General features: G+C 67.1%; 17 protein-coding genes. 12 read left to right on the plus strand and 5 right to left on the minus strand.

Going from position 1 to position 16582, the window contains the following annotated elements; translation table 11 throughout:
* Positions 1-13 precede the first annotated feature (13 nt).
* From ABD206_RS12310 to ABD206_RS12325, 4 genes are all read left to right on the plus strand, one after another.
* On the plus strand, positions 14-1147 hold the full coding sequence (locus ABD206_RS12310) for an FAD-dependent monooxygenase (protein ID WP_344072989.1): 1134 nt from the start codon (positions 14-16) through the stop codon (positions 1145-1147).
* Complete coding sequence (locus ABD206_RS12315) at positions 1144-2148, plus strand: amidohydrolase family protein (RefSeq protein WP_344072992.1); 1005 nt, start codon at positions 1144-1146, stop codon at positions 2146-2148. Before ABD206_RS12310 ends, ABD206_RS12315 begins: the two co-directional genes overlap by 4 nt.
* Before the next feature lie 44 nt (positions 2149-2192).
* Positions 2193-2762, plus strand: coding sequence for a TetR/AcrR family transcriptional regulator (locus tag ABD206_RS12320; RefSeq protein WP_344072995.1), 570 nt, complete (start codon positions 2193-2195; stop codon positions 2760-2762).
* Between the two features lie 104 nt (positions 2763-2866).
* Positions 2867-3661, plus strand: a complete 795-nt coding sequence (locus ABD206_RS12325) for an SDR family NAD(P)-dependent oxidoreductase (protein ID WP_344072997.1) — start codon at positions 2867-2869, stop codon at positions 3659-3661.
* Between the two features lie 86 nt (positions 3662-3747).
* On the opposite strand, the gene ABD206_RS12330 is transcribed toward ABD206_RS12325, so the two are convergent.
* Positions 3748-4467: a GntR family transcriptional regulator gene (locus tag ABD206_RS12330; protein WP_344072999.1), complete on the minus strand. Its 720-nt coding sequence runs from the start codon at positions 4465-4467 to the stop codon at positions 3748-3750.
* A 127-nt stretch (positions 4468-4594) separates the two neighbouring features.
* On the opposite strand from ABD206_RS12330, the gene ABD206_RS12335 reads away from it, so the two are divergent.
* From ABD206_RS12335 to ABD206_RS12350, 4 genes are read left to right on the plus strand one after another with little or no spacing between them, the layout of a single operon-like run.
* A complete protein-coding gene (locus ABD206_RS12335; RefSeq protein ID WP_344073001.1) occupies positions 4595-5077 on the plus strand; it encodes a cupin domain-containing protein in 483 nt (160 codons plus the stop codon).
* A gap of 23 nt (positions 5078-5100) precedes the next feature.
* Positions 5101-6642 (plus strand): AtzH-like domain-containing protein, encoded by a 1542-nt coding sequence (locus tag ABD206_RS12340; RefSeq protein WP_344073003.1) that lies wholly within the window; start codon positions 5101-5103, stop codon positions 6640-6642.
* Entirely contained in the window at positions 6639-7406 is a 768-nt protein-coding gene (locus ABD206_RS12345; RefSeq protein WP_344073006.1) for a cysteine hydrolase family protein, read from the plus strand. Before ABD206_RS12340 ends, ABD206_RS12345 begins: the two co-directional genes overlap by 4 nt.
* Entirely contained in the window at positions 7403-8185 is a 783-nt protein-coding gene (locus ABD206_RS12350; RefSeq protein ID WP_344073009.1) for a creatininase family protein, read from the plus strand. The genes ABD206_RS12345 and ABD206_RS12350 overlap by 4 nt, the downstream gene beginning before the upstream one ends.
* On the opposite strand, the gene ABD206_RS12355 is transcribed toward ABD206_RS12350, so the two are convergent.
* Genes ABD206_RS12355 through ABD206_RS12370 form a run of 4 tightly spaced genes read right to left on the minus strand, consistent with a single transcriptional unit; the run spans position 8179 to position 12806 of the window.
* On the minus strand, positions 8179-10209 hold the full coding sequence (locus ABD206_RS12355; RefSeq protein WP_344073011.1) for a xanthine dehydrogenase family protein molybdopterin-binding subunit: 2031 nt from the start codon (positions 10207-10209) through the stop codon (positions 8179-8181). The genes ABD206_RS12350 and ABD206_RS12355 overlap by 7 nt on opposite strands.
* On the minus strand, positions 10206-10748 hold the full coding sequence (locus tag ABD206_RS12360; protein ID WP_344073014.1) for a (2Fe-2S)-binding protein: 543 nt from the start codon (positions 10746-10748) through the stop codon (positions 10206-10208). Before ABD206_RS12360 ends, ABD206_RS12355 begins: the two co-directional genes overlap by 4 nt.
* Positions 10738-11454 (minus strand): FAD binding domain-containing protein, encoded by a 717-nt coding sequence (locus ABD206_RS12365; protein ID WP_344073016.1) that lies wholly within the window; start codon positions 11452-11454, stop codon positions 10738-10740. Before ABD206_RS12365 ends, ABD206_RS12360 begins: the two co-directional genes overlap by 11 nt.
* Positions 11451-12806, minus strand: a complete 1356-nt coding sequence (locus tag ABD206_RS12370) for an amidohydrolase family protein (protein WP_344073018.1) — start codon at positions 12804-12806, stop codon at positions 11451-11453. Before ABD206_RS12370 ends, ABD206_RS12365 begins: the two co-directional genes overlap by 4 nt.
* A gap of 90 nt (positions 12807-12896) precedes the next feature.
* On the opposite strand from ABD206_RS12370, the gene ABD206_RS12375 reads away from it, so the two are divergent.
* The 4 genes from ABD206_RS12375 (at position 12897) to ABD206_RS12390 (ending at position 16581) form a co-directional block, all read left to right on the plus strand.
* The gene (locus ABD206_RS12375) at positions 12897-13652 is read left to right on the plus strand and encodes a GntR family transcriptional regulator (protein ID WP_344073020.1); all 756 of its coding nucleotides are present in this window, start codon (positions 12897-12899) and stop codon (positions 13650-13652) included.
* Between the two features lie 112 nt (positions 13653-13764).
* Positions 13765-14952 (plus strand): hypothetical protein, encoded by a 1188-nt coding sequence (locus tag ABD206_RS12380; RefSeq protein ID WP_344073022.1) that lies wholly within the window; start codon positions 13765-13767, stop codon positions 14950-14952.
* 55 nt (positions 14953-15007) lie between these two features.
* Complete coding sequence (locus tag ABD206_RS12385) at positions 15008-15823, plus strand: ABC transporter permease (RefSeq protein ID WP_344073024.1); 816 nt, start codon at positions 15008-15010, stop codon at positions 15821-15823.
* Positions 15820-16581 carry an ABC transporter ATP-binding protein gene (locus tag ABD206_RS12390; protein WP_344073026.1) on the plus strand — a complete coding sequence of 254 codons (762 nt, stop codon included), beginning with the start codon at positions 15820-15822 and terminating at the stop codon, positions 16579-16581. The genes ABD206_RS12385 and ABD206_RS12390 overlap by 4 nt, the downstream gene beginning before the upstream one ends.
* Position 16582 lies beyond the last annotated feature (1 nt).

Here is a 16582-nt window from a genome sequence, read left to right on the forward strand (position 1 = left end):
GAGAGGTTCAGATGTGACCGCGGTACACAACGTGGCGATCGCCGGGTCTGGCGTGGCCGGGCTGGCAGCCGGCATTCAGCTCGCCAGAGCAGGCGTGATCGTCGACCTGTTCGAGGCCCGAACCGAGCTCAGCACGCTCGGGTCGGGGATCTCGCTGCAGGGCAACGCGCTACGCGCCCTTGACGCGCTAGGAGTGTGGAAAGAACTCCGCTCCGCTGGCTATCCCTTTGAGGGTGTGAATCTGCGCGCCCCCGGCCCGGGCGCACCCATCGTGGCGGAGCTGCCGGACGTGAAGACCGGTGGCCCTGACTACCCGGCGGCGATGGGGATGCCGCGCCCAGCGCTCGCCCACATCTTGCACGAGCGCGCGATGCAAGTGGGTGTGAACGTGCACTTCGGATCCCGGGTCACCGGTCTTGCGCAGGCGGACGACGGTGTCGATGTGCAGGTGAACAACCTGGTTGTCGGTACCTACGACCTCCTGATCGGTGCCGACGGAATCCACTCGACGGTGCGGGACCTCATCGGCATCGATACACGACCTGAGCCGACAGGCATGGGTATCTGGCGCGCGTTCGTCTCGCGGCCGTCTGAGGTGGTCCGCACCGAGCTTTACTACGGCGGTCCCGTCTACATCGCCGGTTATACGCCGACCGGTGATGACTCGATGTATGCGTTCCTGGTGGAGAGCGCCCAAGACAGATTCGGTGTGTCTGACGAGGAGGCCACCTGCATCATGGTCGAAGAGTCCCGCGCCTACCACGGGCCCTGGGATGTGATCCGTGCCGACCTGGCCCCCGGCGCTCACGCGAACTACACACTGTTCACATCGCACATCGTGGCTGAGCCGTGGAACCGCGGCCGGGTCGTCATCATCGGGGACGCCGCGCACAGCTGTCCTCCGACGATTGCGCAGGGAGCTGCGCAAGGTCTCGAGGACGCGCTGGTGCTCACGGAGCTGCTCGCTGGTCGCGATCAGCTCGAGCCGGGGCTGTGGGGTGAGTTTCACGCGCGCAGACTGCCCCGCGCGGCGGCGGTGGTCGAGGCCTCGGTGCAGTTGGGTCGATGGCAGATGGACGGTGACCGCGACGCTGATGTGGGCGGGCTCATTTTTGGAATTGCACAGAGAATGGCGGAGAACCCATGACCACCGATGTCCATTCCCACTTGCTGATCCCGGCGCTGCAGGCCGAAGTCGCGCGTCGCGAGCCTGATCTGGTCGCCGAGGCGGCGGAGCTCGAGCTGCGCCGCAACGGCGCTGCGAGCCAGGCGGTTTCGGGCCCGATGGTCGGGGCGCGCATCCCGAGGCTCACCGATGTCGCTGTCCGCCTGGCCGAGATGGATCGCCAGGGGATCGATCGTCAATGGGTCTCGGTTTCGCCGAATCACTTCTACCCGTGGGCGCCCGAAGCACTGGCGGTGTGGGCGGCGCGGGAGATCAACCGATCCATCGCCGAGCACGTCGCGCACGCGCCCGAACGCCTCGTCGGCCTCGGCGCAGTGCCGCTGCAGCATCCTGGCCGCGTCGTCGAGGCGCTCGACGACGCTGTTCTCACCCACGGACTGGTGGGTGTGGAGATCTCCTCTTTCGCCGGGGACGTCGAGCTGTCGGATGAACGGCTGGAGCCTTTCTGGGCGCGCGCGGCAGAGCTCGGCGCGGTCATCTTCCTGCACCCGTTCGGCTGCTCGCTCGATGAGCGTCTGGACCGCTTCTACCTTGCGAACACCGTCGGCCAGCCCGTCGAGAACGCGGTGGCGCTGTCGCACCTGATCTTCGCGGGCGTGCTCGACCGGCATCCCGACCTGAAGATCGTTGCGGCCCACGGCGGCGGGTATCTCCCCACCGTGATCGGACGTTCGGACCACGCCTGGCGCGTGCGATCGGATGCGCAGATGTGCGCGCACGAGCCGTCGTGGTACCTCAGGAAGATCTGGTTCGACACGGTCGTGCACGATCCGCTCGCGCTTCGCAGGCTCATCGAAAGCGTGGGGGAGACGCAGGTGGTGCTCGGCAGCGACTACCCCTTCGATATGGGTCTGGACGATCCGGTCGCGTTCATCCGTGAGGCGGGACTCTCTGCTGAGGTCGAAGGGCAGGTTCTCGGATCCAATGCCGAAGGCCTCACGGGAGTGGTCGCACACGCCTGACACGCCCACCCGTGCCGCGGGATCTCCCGCAATAGCATGGGCGGGTGCCCAACCCCCCACGACGTCGGAAGGACGCGGAAGCCAACCGCGCCCGTATTGTCGCGGCGGCGCGGGCGCTGTTCGCTTCGCGAGGGAGGGATGTCCCGCTCGATGCGATTGCGCGAGAGGCGGGTGTGGGTAACGCGACCGTCTACCGCCATTTCCCCACCTGGGAGGCCTTGTTTGCGGCGATCCAAGAGGCGAGTCTCAGTGAGACCGCGGCGTTCTTGGACGGGATGGCTGACGACCTGGACGAGTGGGGGCGCCTCGCTGCGCTGGTGCAGTGGATTGCCGATCGTCCCGACGTGACGTTGGTCGACACGATCTTCGCCCCTGATCTTTACGATTCCGACCTCGGGCGTCGGGCGCGTGAGCTGGAAGACCGCGCGTGGCAACTGGTCCAGGCGGCTCAGGATGCGGGAGCTGTCCGCGCGCTCTCGCGCACAGAGATGGACGCCATCTTCCTCGCCGTCGCCCGTGTGGCCACCGAGCCGGGAGTATCGGTAGAGAGTACCCAGACGTTCGTGGACATCGTGCTCGAGGGGATACGCGCGCGTACACTAAGTGGGGACTGAATCCCCGTTTAGGATTCACCGACGAAACCACATGGCGGTGGGGTCGATGGAGAACCTCCTGATTGAGCTGGCTCCCCGGGACTTCGCCGGAAAGGACAATCACTATGGGACTTCTCGAAGACAAGGTGGCCATCGTCACCGGTGCGGGCGACGGTATCGGCCGGGCGACCAGCATGCTGCTGGCAAGTGAGGGCGCGACCGTCGTCCTCGTCGACGTCAATGCCGCCGGCCTCGACGAGACGAAGGCGATGATCGAGGCCGCGTCGGGGGCTGCGGTGACGTGTGTCGCCGACGTCAGCGACCCGGAGCAGGTGCAGGGCTACGTCGAGGTCGCCAAGGGCATCACCGGCCGGATTGACGGGTTCTTCAACAACGCGGGAATCCTCGGCCCGATGGTGCCGCTGACCGACTACCCGGTCGATGCGTTCGACAAGGTGATCTCCGTCAACCTGCGCGGCGTGTTCCTCGGGCTGAAGTACGTGCTGCCGGTCATGCTTGCGCAGGGCAGCGGCTCGATCGTGAACACCTCGTCGATGGGCGGCGTCGGCGGTCTTCCCGGACAGACGGGGTACTCCGCCTCCAAGCACGGCGTGATCGGGCTCACCAAGACGGCGGCCCTCGAGTCCGTCGCTGCAGGCGTGCGCGTCAATGCCGTGCTGCCCGGGACGATCAAGACCCGTATGGCGATGGCGGGTGCCGCCGGGATGGATCCGGCGATCGTCGAGGCCATGATGGACGGCTCGACTCCCGGTGGTCGCGCGGGTGTTCCCGAGGACATCGCGAAGGCCGTCCTCTTCCTTCTCAGCGATGCCTCCGCGTACATGACGGGCATCGAGCTGCCCGTCGATGGCGGAATCACCGCGCAGGTCTACCCGAGCCCCGCAGCGCTCAAGCAGTAGGACTGCGCCTCGCACACGAGCCGGCGCCCACAACGACCCTCGAAGGAGTCGTTGTGGGCGTTCCTCGTGCAGGTCGCTGGGACTGGCTACAGGGTGGTCCTCACCCGGCGGATCACGCTGTAGTCGATGACACCCTGTCGGTGGACTTCGCGGGAGAGGTAGATCGCCGTCCCGAAACGGTCTGTGCCGGTCATCTCCAGATCGAGGATGGCGGCCTCTGCGGTGTGTTCTACAAGAAGATCGCGCTCATCCGCCGTGGGAATCCGGGCGAGCACCTTCGCGTTCTCCCACTCACCGGAGATGCCGCGCAGCTCGTGAACGAGCTCGTATACGGATGTCGCCGGGTCGACAGGCGTGGGCCTGGGGTGGGCGGGGATCAGGTCGACCGCGAGCATGACGGGAACTCCGTCCGCCAGCCAACGCTTCTGCGTGCGGTATGCGCTGTGTCCGACGGCGAGGCCCAAGGCGTCCGCGTCGCGTGCATCAAGGGCTGCCCATCCTGCAGCGAGGACCTCCGTTGTCGGCTCGAACCCCGCCTCTTCGAGCATGTGCGCGTATTCGAAAGACTGATTCAGGCGCAGACCGAGGTGCAGGGCGCCCGCGTTTGCGAATGTTCCGCTTCCGGCGCTGCGCATGACCAAGCCTTCGCCTTCGAGGCGCAGGAGTTCCTCGCGAATCCGCGAGCGCGAGACGCCGAGTTCAGCGGCCAATTGCGGCTCGGAGGGGAGGGGGACCGACTGGGTCGCGGCCTCTCGCCAGATCGACATCAGCCGGTCACGGACGGAGGGTGCGACGCGGTCGGTCATCGCGATCCACGATAGCGATCCCGGCGACGCGACATGGGTACGAAACATAGTCGTAACGTACTTGTCTGATCGATTTTGTACCGTCGTCTGGTCCGGGTAGGTCCGGGCGCTGACGATTGGAGCCTCCGTGGCCGAGAAGCCTCTCCTCAAGGACATTTCCGCGCTGCCGGCGTACCGCATCACACCGCAGGACACCGTGCGTCTCGTGCCCCTCACCGGTCCCGACGACAAGTCGCCGACAAGTGTCTTCGTGGAGATCTGGGATCCGGAGGGCCGCCAGCCCGACAACTCGCATCCCGAGTCCGTGGAGATCTTCGTCTTCTTGAAGGGCGAAGGTGTCGCGCAGAGCGATGAGCACAGCGCCCCGGTGAAGGCCGGTGACGTTCTGGTCCTGCCGGAAGGCTCGGTGCATCACATCACCAACACCTCCTCCAGCGAACGCCTCTATGCCCTGACCGTCATGGCGAACGATCTCGGATCGCAGCCGGAGGAGTCCGACATGCCGGGATTCCACGCACTGGTCACCGCGGGCATCGAGGTCGAGCTCGATGAGGCCGACCTCGCCGTCATCGGTGCCCACGCGACGACCGTCGCGAAGTACGTGTCCTGACCGGCGCCGAGGAGGCTCCACTCATGGCGGCAGAGGCCTCGCCCCGTCCACACAGCGATCTCGAACGCGACGTGCTCGAGGCATTCTGGGCGTACGAACGCGCGCTGAAAGCGAATGACGTCGACGCGCTCGACGAGGCTTTCTCTGCCGGCGAGAGCGCACTGCGCTCGGATGGGACGACAGTCACCGTCGGCGCGAGTGAGATCGCGCGGATGCGTCGAGTGCGCGCCGTCATCCCCCGGCGCGCGGTGACGTCGGTCCACGTCGTGCCGTCGAGCGCCGATGGGGCGTTGGTGATGGCCAGCCTGCGCTCGCCGCAGGGTATGCGCGGCACCCAGACACAGCTTTGGGAGCGGCGGGATGACCGCTGGCGGGTCGTGGCGGCGCACGTGACCTCGACGCAGGCGCCGTTCGATCGCTCGGTCTGGCGCGTGTTGGGTGCGCCGCTGGTGGCGGGCGCGTCCGAAGGAGAGTGCGCGGGGCTCAGGGTCGCGGTGAAGGATCTGTTTGCCGTCGCGGGTATGACCATTGGGGCGGGCATTCCCGAGCGTGCGGCGCTCGCACCGCGCGAGAGCGCGCACGCGTGGGCGGTGGATCGACTCCTCGCCGCGGGGGCAGATGTCACCGGCATTGCGCAGACGGACCAGTTCGCGTACGGACTCGCCGGTCAGAACGGCAGATTCGGGACACCGCTGAACGTTGCACAACCCGACCGCGTCCCCGGTGGGTCTACGAGCGGTGGCGCGACGGCGGTCGCGCTCGGGTGGGCAGACCTTGCGCTCGGAACTGACACCGCAGGGTCGCTGAGGGTCCCCGCCGCCTACCAGCGCCTGTGGGGCATCCGAACGACGCACGGAATGGTTCCTCGGGACGGCGTGCTCCCCCTTGCCCCGAGTTTCGACGCGGTGGGTGCGCTCGCCCGTGATGTCGACACCCTGCAGCGCGCCATACGCGAGTTGAATCCCTCGGCGAGCCGACAGGCACCCGGGGGGTGGATGACCGTTCCTGCGCTCACACGCCTCGCGGACGACGACGCGCGAAGCCTCGTGAACCAGATCGCTCGACACACCGGCGCCCGAGAGTGTGAGTGGGGAATCGATCTCGACGCGGCGTTCACCGCCTTCCGGACGGTGCAGGCCGCTGAAGCGTGGCACGCGCACGGCGCATGGATCACCGATCACCCCGGCGTGCTCAGTGACGATGTCGCGGAGCGGTTCGCGCTGGCGAGCACGGTCGCGGACGCGGACGCGCACCGCGCGTACGCGGTGATCGATGAGGTGCGCGCGACGCTGCGGGATCAGCTGGGGGACCGCATCCTCGTTCTGCCGACGACGAGCACTCAACCGCCCCCGCTCGACGCGTCGGACGAAGAGATGAACGCGCACCGAGCGCGCACATTGCGTCTGAACTGCATCGCCTCCCTCGCCGGGCTCCCGGCTGTCGCCCTCCCCGTCGGACACGACGGGACATCGGTGTGTCTTGTCGGCCCTGCCGGCAGTGACCTTGCACTTCTCGAGGTCGCCGGTGACCTGCACGCTTCGTTTTCAGGCCAAGGAGAATCATGAATCGCTCTCGCCGTTGGCACCTGCGTCCCGACGCGGTGGACCTCACAGAACAGCGCCCCACACAGCCGGTGCCGCTGGAGGCGCACCCCCAGTCGCTCACTCTCGATGCCTCCCGCACCGCGATCATCGTCGTCGACATGCAGAACGACTTCTGTGCGCGCGGTGGGTGGCTCGATGGAATCGGCGTCGACGTCACCGCCGCCGCCGCCGCTGTGCCGCACCTGCAGCGGATCCTCCCCGCGGCTCGTCAGGCCGGCCTCCCCGTGATCTGGCTGAACTGGGGGAACCGTCGCGATCGCGCCAACCTTCCTCCCAACGTCCTGCACGTCTACGACCCCGACGGCGCGGGCGGGGGGATCGGCGACCGGGTGGGCGCGAGCGACGCCGTCCTCACCGAGGGAAGCTGGGGGGCCGCGATCGTCGATGACCTCGAGGTCCATCCCGATGACATCCACGTGTCGAAGTACCGCATGAGCGGATTCTTCGACACTCCGCTGGATTCGATCCTTCGTTCCCTCCGGGTCGACACCGTGCTGTTCGCCGGGGTCAACGCGGATCAGTGTGTGCTCGCGACGCTGACCGACGCCGCGTGCCTGGGATACGACGTCGTCCTGATCGAGGGAGCGAGTGCTACGACCTCGCCCTCCTTCTGCCTCGATGCGACGATCTACAACGTGAGGCAGTGCTTCGGATTCACGACGACGCCCGACGCGCTCCTCACCGCGCTCCCCTCCGAGCCATGTGCGATCGGGGCCGAGGCATGAGCGGCCCCTCGGTCACCTTCCTCGCCGAGCTGTCGACGAACGACGCGGCCGCGCTTTCGCCGGAGACGGTGATCGTGCAGCCGATCGGAGCCATCGAGCAGCACGGCGCCCACCTTCCGCTGGTGACGGACGCCTTGGTCGCGGAGGCCCTGTCCCGCCGAGCCGCTGCCCGCTCAGCTGTCGACGTCAGCATCCTCCCGACCCTGAGCTACGGGAGGTCGATCGAGCACCGCGGCTGGGCGGGAACGATATCGATGTCTTCCGAGACCCTCTTGGCGGTGTGTCGTGATGTCGGCCGGTCGGTGGCGGCGTCGGGGTTCACCAAACTCGTGTTCGTCAACGGACACGGGGGGCAGCCGTCGCTGCTCGACGTCGTCGCGCGTGACATCCGCGCCGAGACAGGATTGCAGGTGTTCTCGATCATGCCGGCGCGACTGGGCATGCCCGAGGATCTCGTGGTTCCCGACGATGAATACGGCTATCACGGCGGACACGTCGAGACATCCATCATGCTCGCGCTCGCCCCGGAGCTTGTCCGGATGGAGTGCGCTGAGGCGGGCGGCATCGGGGTCGCGCGTGAGTTCGGGCGTTTCCAGCACCTCACGCTCGAGGGAGTCGTCCCGAGTGCGTGGCTGACGGACGATGTCACCCACAATGGCATCCTCGGCGACCCCACCACGGCGAGCCGTGAGGTCGGTGACGTGCTTGTCGACGTGTGGTCGACCCGGCTGGCCGAGGCCTTCGGGGAAATCGCCGGATTCCGCTATCCGCTCTACTGAGAGGAGCCTTCGCGGAGAGGCACGGCGCGGACGGGTTCGTCACTGAGGGAGAACACCGCGTTCGCCACTGCCGCGAGGGTCGGAACGATCGGAATCTCACCCAGCCCGCGGGCACCGATCGGTGACTGGGGGTTGGGGACTTCGACGAAGTGCACTTCTACGTCGGGCATGTCTCGGGCAGTGGCCATCCCCGCGCGAAGGAGCGAGTCGTCGAGCGGCTCGTCCGCCTCGAACAGCGCCCAACCGAGTCCCTGCAGAACTCCGCCCTGAACTTGGAGGTCTGCGCGCGAGCGGTCGATGACGCGGCCCGCGTCGTGGACCGAGATGACGAGCTCAGGCCGGGGCGGGGCGTGTGTGGTCTCGGCGAGGACGACGGCTTGTGCACACGCCGCCATCGCCTGGTCGGGAGCGTCGAAGCGGGCGTGCGCGTTGAAAGACGGCGCCTCCGACCAGCGGACGAGCTGGCCGTCGCGCAGGTGGATTCCCGCCGAGTCCAGGTGATCCACAGGCGCCCCCTTCTCGACCAGGACATGTGCCTCGAGCGCCGCGGCGACATCGCGCGCGGCCAACGCCACTGCACCCAAGGAGACGTATGCGCCTCGGCTCGCGAAGGCGCCACGATCGGTCGGAGCGTCGCTCGTCGTCATGGATGTCACGGTGACGAGCCGAGGATCGATGCGACACTCTTCGGCGACGACGGCGGCCGCGGCACGCAGGATGCCTTGACCCATGTCGATCAGCCCCGTGTCGACGACGAGACCCGCGGGGGAGATGAGACAGCGCGCTTCAGCGCTGTCGACCTCGGCGCCGCCAGTCGTCGAGCTGATGTTCGCGGCCACGGCGACGCCCACTCCTCGGCGGGCGTCCAGTCCTCGGGTGCTCAGCTGATGCTGCAGTCGCTCCAGGCACAGCCGGGTTCGGTCGGTGAGTGAGTGCTCCGCCGCGCCGGTGTTCGCGTCGAGGTTTCGCAGCCGAAACTCGATGGGATCGATGTCGAGCTCGCGTGCGATCAGATCGATCTGATGCTCGCACGCGGCGTGGACCTGCGCCGATCCGTATCCGCGGAACGGCGCACGTACGGGTGAATCGTCCAGATGCAGGACGGAGGCGCCTCCGACAGCGGTGAACTCGTACAGCGACAGCGGCGCGTGCAAGCCGTTCGCGGCGACGTGGGGGGAGTGTCCGAGGTAGGCGCCGCACTCGAGCGTGAGATCCACCCATCGGGCGATGAGCCGCCCACTGGGGTCGTAGCCGGTCTGGACGGTCACCGACGCATCGTGCTTTCGGTAGAGCTGTTGGGAGTGCGCCCTGCTGAGCTGCGCCATGACCGGACGACCCTCGAGCGCCCGGGACAACAGCGCGGCAAGCGGCTCGAGGATGATCTCCTCCTTGCCGCCGAACCCACCGCCGAGGCGCGTGGGGCTGACGGTCACCGCGTTCGCGGGGAGCGCGAACAGTTCCGCGAGCCGCGCCGCTGTGGGCTGCGGGGTCTGCGTCGTCGACGTGACCTGGAGGCAGGATCCGCGCCATGTCGCGAGAGCGGCCGGCAGCTCAAGAGCACCGTTGGGCCCGGAGCCGATGCGAAGCGTGTCCGAGCGCGACAGCGGTGCGGCCGCGAGTGCGGCACGGACGACAGACTCGGCGTCCCCATATCGCGGGCCCTCCACAGTCCTGTCGGCCGCACTCCTGTCGGGCTCGATGGTCACGACCGTCGCCGCCACCGCTTGACGCAGGGCAGCGGGCGAGTCCGCCACGAGAGCCGCGACGATGTCGCCGGCGGATTTCGGGTGGGAAGTGAGGATGCGTCGCTCGGGTACGCCGCCGTGGGGCACGCCGCTCCACATCGGGAAGGTGTCCGCCGAGCTGTCCACGGCGAGGACCACCCCCGCGATCCCTCTGATCTCGGAGAGATTGTGCGCGGTGACCCTGCCCGCGCTGAGCGCGGGGATCGGCGCGGCGTACAACACGTCCGGCGGCGCGAGGTCAGCGGTGTAGTCGAGCGGCGACCAGGGTGAATCCGTCACTCGCTGTCCGCCGAGTCAGGTGAGGCCGCAAGAGCGGTGGAGATCGCTTGCTGATGGCGGGCATACCCGCCGCAGCGACACAGATGTGCGTCCAGCACCAGCTGTGCGTCGCTGCCGTGCCGAGCGTCGGGGAGATCCGTGCGGACGGGGGGCGGCGTCGCGCGGCTGCCCGCGAGTGCCGCCACGGTCGAGCAGATCATGCCACCGATGCAGAACCCGCATTGCGCGCTGTCCGCGTCGGCGAAGGCCCGCGCGACCAGCGCGCCTTCGGAGGACGACAGCGCTGCGCGCACCGTCGTCACCTCGGCGCCGTCACACAGTGCGACAGGGACCAGGCAGCTGTTGGTCGCGACACCGTCCATGATGACCATGCACGCACCGCACGCGCCCTCGTTGCAGCCTTCTTTCACATCCGTGCATCCCGCGGCCGTCCGCAGCCACGTCGACAGCGGGAGTGTGAGATCGTCGGCGTCGGCCGAGCAGGGCTGACCATTGACCGCGAAGGTCGCTCGAGTGATCTCGGAATCCTCACAGCTCACGGAAGATCCTTTCGAGCTGTCGAGACGCGGCCCGATGATCGTCGGGCGAAAGACGACTCCGCAGTGCGTCGCGCGCTTCGCCGAGGGTCAGATCCCGGGGGAAGCGGAGCTGAACTGCCGGTATGCCGACGCCCGACACGGCGATCTCGGTCGCATCGGCAAACGTCGCGGCGGCGACTCCGACGCCGAGCGGGCCCGGTGTCGCGCGAAGGGCGTGCCGGGAGTACTGGCTCCACAGCGGCCGCTCGGGAAAGGTGACGCCCGCGACGAGGTGAACCGTCGAGGGGCTGTCTCTGAGGTAGGTGTCGTACGCCATGGTGTGCCGACCTGCGCCGGTGATCAGCTCGACGTTCGCGCGCAGCGCGAGCAGTGGCGCAACCACATCGGTGGCGTATGCGCGAAGGGCGATCCACCCCCCGAGCGTTGCGCGCCGGCGAGTTGCGGGGTTGCCCGCGGACTGCGCGGCGATCGACAGCGCGGCAGGTGCGCCGGGATCGTCAGCGAGAGCCGCGAGGGTCCTTCGTGCGGTGACCTCGCCGATCGTCGCGGGGTCGTCGGGCCACGCGAGCGCCACCGCGCGCGAGCCGATCGTCGGTGAGAACGCTGCGGAGAGCAGTGCGGTTCCGCCCGCGACCGCCGTTGCGCCCTGCGCGAGGTGCCACAACGCGCACTCGGGGGTTTCGGCCCGGAACCAGCGTGTGCTCATACCGGTACGTGGCCGCGGGATCGCTGCAGAAGGTGGTGCGCCCGTTCGGTGCCCTCGGCCTGGATCTCAGCGATGTCCGCGCGCGTGAGCCTGCCGTCTCGCACCATGACCTCACCATTCACGAGGACCGTGCGAACGTCTCGTCGGCTCGCCGAGTAGACGATGTGCTCGACGACGTTCATGTAGGGGCCGCTCGTGAAGAGGGGAGTCATCCCCGGGCTGTGGAGGTCAATGCACACGATATCGGCCCGGTAGCCGGCGGTGAGGGTTCCGATGTCGCTGTACCCCAGCGCCTTCGCGCCGTCGGAGGTCCCCATCCGGAGTGTGCGGAGCGCGTCGGTCGATTCGGGTGTGCCGGTGATCCCGGCGCGAAGCAGCGCCGAGAGCTTCATCTCGGCGAGCATGTTGAGGCTGTTGTTCTCCTTCTCGCCATCGGAGCCGAGCGCCACGGTGATGCCGGCGTCGTGGAGGCGCGGGACATCGGCCACGCCAGATCCGAGTTTGAGGTTCGATGTGGGGCAATGCGTCACAGCGGCGCCGGCGGCGGCGATGGCCGCCCGATCACTGTCGGTCAGGTGCACCGCGTGCGCGAGCAGCGTGCGCTCGTGGAGAAGTCCGCGGTGCGTCAGCTCCTCGACCGGTGTGCGCCCGTACCGACTCAGCGATGACCGCACCTCTTCTGCGGACTCCGACGTGTGGGTGTGGAATCTCACGTCGAACTCGTACATCAGATCGAGCAGCGCATCCGTGGTCGCTCGATCCGCGTAGCTCACGTGCTCGAGTCCGACCCACGGATGGATCCGGGGGTGCGGGTCGGCGGCGGCTGCCTCCAGAAATGCGCGGGACGACGAGACGGTCTCGAGTCCTTCGCCGTCCGAGCCGGCATACGGTGCGAAGTTGAGTCGGATGCCCGTCTCGATCGCCGCGTCGCGTGATTCCGCGCCGAACCGCCCGAGATCGACCACACTCGTCGTTCCTGCCAGCAGCGACTCCGCGTAGCACGCGCGAGCCGCCGCGCGCGCGTCAGCCGGGGTGAGCTCACGATGTGCGGGATCGATGAACAGGCGAATCCAGTCCTCGAGCGAGTGTCCTTCTGTGGTGCCGCGCAACAGACCGCTGTGCATGTGCGCGTTGACAAGACCCGGCAAGACCGCGTGCCCGTGCGCATCGATGACCTCGCAGGGGCCGTCCGCCGCCGCAGAGAGTTCCTCGGGGGAGCGCGGATCGATCGCCGCGATCCTCCCCGAACGGATCACGACGTTCGCGGACTCTGCGACCGGACGACGCGGATCCATCGTCAGTACCGTGCCGCCGTGAATCACGATCGTATGGTCGTCCTGCAACTCGTCCACTCCTCATTCCCGTTGATTGGTCAGACAATAACACGCAGGTCAGCAACGCTGAGGTGAGTGGCTGACGGGGCCGGATCGTAGAGTCGGAATGTGAGCGAACGAGAATCAGTCCGCGGCGACGGCGAACACGGCGATGAGTCGCTGCTGGCCCGCCTCCTCGCCGAATGCGAGTCGGCCGCGCGGGCGCATGCCCTCCTTGCGCCCGAGCCGGAACTCGCTGTGCGCCTCGGGGTGAGCAGGCCGACGCTGCGCGAGGCGATGGCTGTGCTGGAGTCGCGGGGTGCGATCAGGCGGCGACGGCGGCGCGGCACTGCGGTCAACCCCTCGCTGGCCGATCCCGTTCTCAGGCTCGACCGCGACATCGATTACAGCGACTCCCTTCGCGCCATCGGGCGGCCGTTCGAGGTGAATTTGCTTCTCGTCGATCTCGAACCCCAGGAAAACAAGGAAATTGAGCCGTGTGAGGGCAGCTCCGTCGTGCGGATCGTGAAGCGATGGGACACACCCTCGGGCCCGAGCCGCGTCGCAGACGCGTATGTCGTCGTTCCCACGACCACCCTCCCCGCCCTGCCCGAACTCGCGCTCGGATCAGCGTTCGCCTTGCCGGGCGTCGCGGGTGCGCTCGAGTGGATCAACGTCACCATGGGGGTGGAGTTTCTGGATGCGCGCGATGCCTCGTGGTGCCAGCGCGAGGAGCGCGACGCGGTGATCAAGCTCGACGTCCGTGGGCTGGACGCGGATGGACATGTGCTGTTCAGCGCGCGGGAACTGCATGTCGACCGTGAGGTCGACCTCGGCTTCACCCGGCCCGTTCGGCAGCGGGACTTCTCTCTGGGCAACGAGTAACGCGATCGTAACGAGCGGGAAATCCCTGCAACAAGAAGCAGTGTGATTGTTTTGTCAAACATAAAGCGACTCTTTATGTCTGTCATAGCACCTGCTTCCGAAAGGGATCTCCATGCTGCACCGCGCCTCCACACATGCCCGCTCCCGACTGCTTCCTGTTCGCGCAGGCGCGGTCGTCCTCACCGCCGCGACCGCTCTCGCCGTCGCGGGATGCTCCACCTCCACCGACACAGCTGACACGGCTGATGTCGCGGCGGATTCGCCGCTTGCCACGTGTCCCTCGACCGTCGTCATCCAGACCGGTTGGTTCCCCGAGGCGGAGCACGCCGCCGCTTATCAGCTCGCGGGGCCGGACGGCGTCATCGACGGTGAGGCCGGCACCTACACCGGCGAGATCGAAGGAACCGGAATCGCGGTCGAGGTTCGCTCGGGCGCGACCTACATCGGCTACCAGCCGATGAGCTCGATGCTGTATCAGGACACCGACATCATGTTCGGGCTGGACTCCACCCTCTCGACCATCGTCGTCAACCCCACGACTCCGGTCGTCGGGGTGTTCGCCCCCTACGAGATGGGCTTCGAAGCGTTCATCTGGGATCCCGCAGTGCTCGACATCGACGCGTCTGACCCGTCGTCGTTCAAGGACTCGGGCGCGACGATCCTCGCCGAGGAGTACAAGCAGGACATGATGAAGCTCCTCGAAGCGGACGGTGTGGTCGACTCGGCCCAGGCCGACTTCTCCTACGACGGCTCGCTGGGTCGCTTCGTGACCGAGGACGGGAACGCGATCCTGATCGGGTACGCCACCAACGAGCCGTACCGCCTCGTCGAGAGCACGGAAGAGTGGGGCGGACGTCCGCTCGAGTCCGTGCCGCTCGCCGATCTCGGCTACGAGGTGTACGGCGAGGTCTGGACGGTGCGACCCGAGGTGATCGAGGAGCAGAGCGAGTGCCTCAGCGCGCTGATTCCCCTCGTCCAGCAGGCCGAGCTCGACTATCTCGCCGACCCGGAGCCGATCAACCAGGTCATCAACGACCTGGTCGCCGCTGAGAACAGCTTCTGGACGATGGATATGGACCACCTCGCCCAGACCGCCGAGATGATCCGCGACAACGGCTATGTGTTCGCCGGCACGACCGACACGTACGGAGACTTCGATCTGGATCGCGTCGATCGAGTGATCGCGGACTACCAGCCGATTCTCGAAGCGACGGGCCGTGAGACGACCGACCTCACTGCGGCGGACATCGTCACCAACGAGTTCATCGACCCGTCCATCACCTGGACGGACGCCCAGTAGTAACCACAGCTTTCGGCCGGGCCGTCACGGCCCGGCCGAAAGTCGGGAAAGCGATATGGCTACCACCCCCACCATCAAAGACCGCCTCCTGTCGCGCAGGATCATCGCCCCGGGCATCTTGCTCGTGGTTGCTCTCGTGCTCTGGCAATTGGCGAGCACGTTTCTCGTCGAGCCCTCCAAGTCCTTCTTGCTGCCGTCTCCTGTGACAGTCGTGCAGGACGGCTTCATGAATTCGATCATCCTCGAAGAGATCGCCGTCGGCACCTGGAACACCGTGGTGATCGCCGTCGTGGGCTTCACGGTGGCCGCCATTCTCGCGATAGCGATCGCGGTGCTCATGAATCTCGCCGACTGGCTGGAAGCGACGATCTTCCCGTACGCGATTCTCGTGCAGACGATCCCGATTCTGGCGATCGTTCCGCTCGTGGGGTTCTGGGTCGGATTCAACTTCGCCAGCCGAGTGCTGGTCTGCGTGATCATCGCCTTCTTCCCGATCGTCACGAACACCCTGTTCGGTCTGAAATCGGCCGACCCGCTGCTGCACAACCTCCTCACCATCGCCGGCGCGAGCCGGACGACCCGACTGTTCAAGTTGGAGTTCCCGTCGGCGCTGCCCGCGATGTTCACGGGCTTTCGGATCTCCGCAGGTGCGGCGGTCGTGGGTGCGATCGTCGCGGATTACTTCTTCCGGTCGGGAAGCCCTGGACTCGGGCGACTCCTGCAGACCTACCTCAACAACCTGCAGTCGGCCGCACTCTTCGCCGCGGTGGGAGTCTCTGTGCTCCTCGGCGTCCTGGTCTTCTGGATCGTCGGCTGGGCAGAGAGGGCGGCGACGGGAAAATGGAGCACGTCGGTAAGGGCGATGGCATGACGATGATGAACTCAGCGACCGAGGCTCCTGCGACGGCAACGGCTGCTCTCGACTTCGAACACATCGGACTCACCTACCAGGGTGGTGTCGAGGCGGTACGCGACGTCACGCTCGCGATCGAACCGGGTGAATTCGTTTCGGTAGTCGGTCCCTCGGGCTGCGGAAAATCCAGCCTCCTGTCAATCGCCGCGGGGCTTCAGAAGCCGACGGTGGGAACCTACGAGCGCGTATCGCAGCCGCAGTTCGTCTTCCAGGAAGCGGCGCTCATGCCGTGGCGGAGCGTTCTTCAGAACGTCGAGCTGATGCTGGAACTGAAGGGCGAGGCACGGGCTGTTCGGCGCGAGAAGGCCGCCGCGGCGATCGCGTTGGTCGGGCTCTCCGGGTTCGAGTCCGCACTGCCCCGCCAACTCTCGGGCGGCATGAAGATGCGGGTGTCGCTGGCCCGTTCCCTGGTGTGCGAGCCCGATGTCTTCCTCTTCGACGAGCCGTTCGGTGCGTTGGATGAGATCACTCGCGAGCGCCTGCAGGGAGAGCTGTTGCGGATCCGTGAGCGGTCGCCGTTCGCCGGAATGTTCGTGACACACTCGATCGCCGAAGCGTGCTTCCTCTCCGACCGGGTCATCGTCATGACAGGTCGTCCGGGTCAGATCGCCGCGGAGTTCCGCGTCGAGCTGGACGCGCCGCGCGACTCCGAGCTGCGTTTCGACGAGCAGTTCGTGGAGCTCTGCCACAGCGTGACCCGCGCGATGGAGGGGTGAG

Origin of the sequence: Microbacterium sediminicola (genome assembly GCF_039531125.1) — a bacterium.
GTDB classification, from domain to species: Bacteria; Actinomycetota; Actinomycetes; order Actinomycetales; family Microbacteriaceae; genus Microbacterium; species Microbacterium sediminicola.

Bases quoted from the DNA above. Each gene is read 5' to 3' on its own strand.
- ABD206_RS12315 (WP_344072992.1), top strand. From the start codon at position 1,144: ATGACCACCGATGTCCATTCCCACTTGCTGATCCCGGCGCTGCAGGCC.
- ABD206_RS12325 (WP_344072997.1), top strand. From the start codon at position 2,867: ATGGGACTTCTCGAAGACAAGGTGGCCATCGTCACCGGTGCGGGCGAC.
- ABD206_RS12330 (WP_344072999.1), bottom strand. From the start codon at position 4,467: ATGACCGACCGCGTCGCACCCTCCGTCCGTGACCGGCTGATGTCGATC.
- ABD206_RS12340 (WP_344073003.1), top strand. From the start codon at position 5,101: ATGGCGGCAGAGGCCTCGCCCCGTCCACACAGCGATCTCGAACGCGAC.
- ABD206_RS12345 (WP_344073006.1), top strand. From the start codon at position 6,639: ATGAATCGCTCTCGCCGTTGGCACCTGCGTCCCGACGCGGTGGACCTC.
- ABD206_RS12350 (WP_344073009.1), top strand. From the start codon at position 7,403: ATGAGCGGCCCCTCGGTCACCTTCCTCGCCGAGCTGTCGACGAACGAC.
- ABD206_RS12365 (WP_344073016.1), bottom strand. From the start codon at position 11,454: ATGAGCACACGCTGGTTCCGGGCCGAAACCCCCGAGTGCGCGTTGTGG.
- ABD206_RS12380 (WP_344073022.1), top strand. From the start codon at position 13,765: ATGCTGCACCGCGCCTCCACACATGCCCGCTCCCGACTGCTTCCTGTT.
- ABD206_RS12385 (WP_344073024.1), top strand. From the start codon at position 15,008: ATGGCTACCACCCCCACCATCAAAGACCGCCTCCTGTCGCGCAGGATC.
- ABD206_RS12390 (WP_344073026.1), top strand. From the start codon at position 15,820: ATGACGATGATGAACTCAGCGACCGAGGCTCCTGCGACGGCAACGGCT.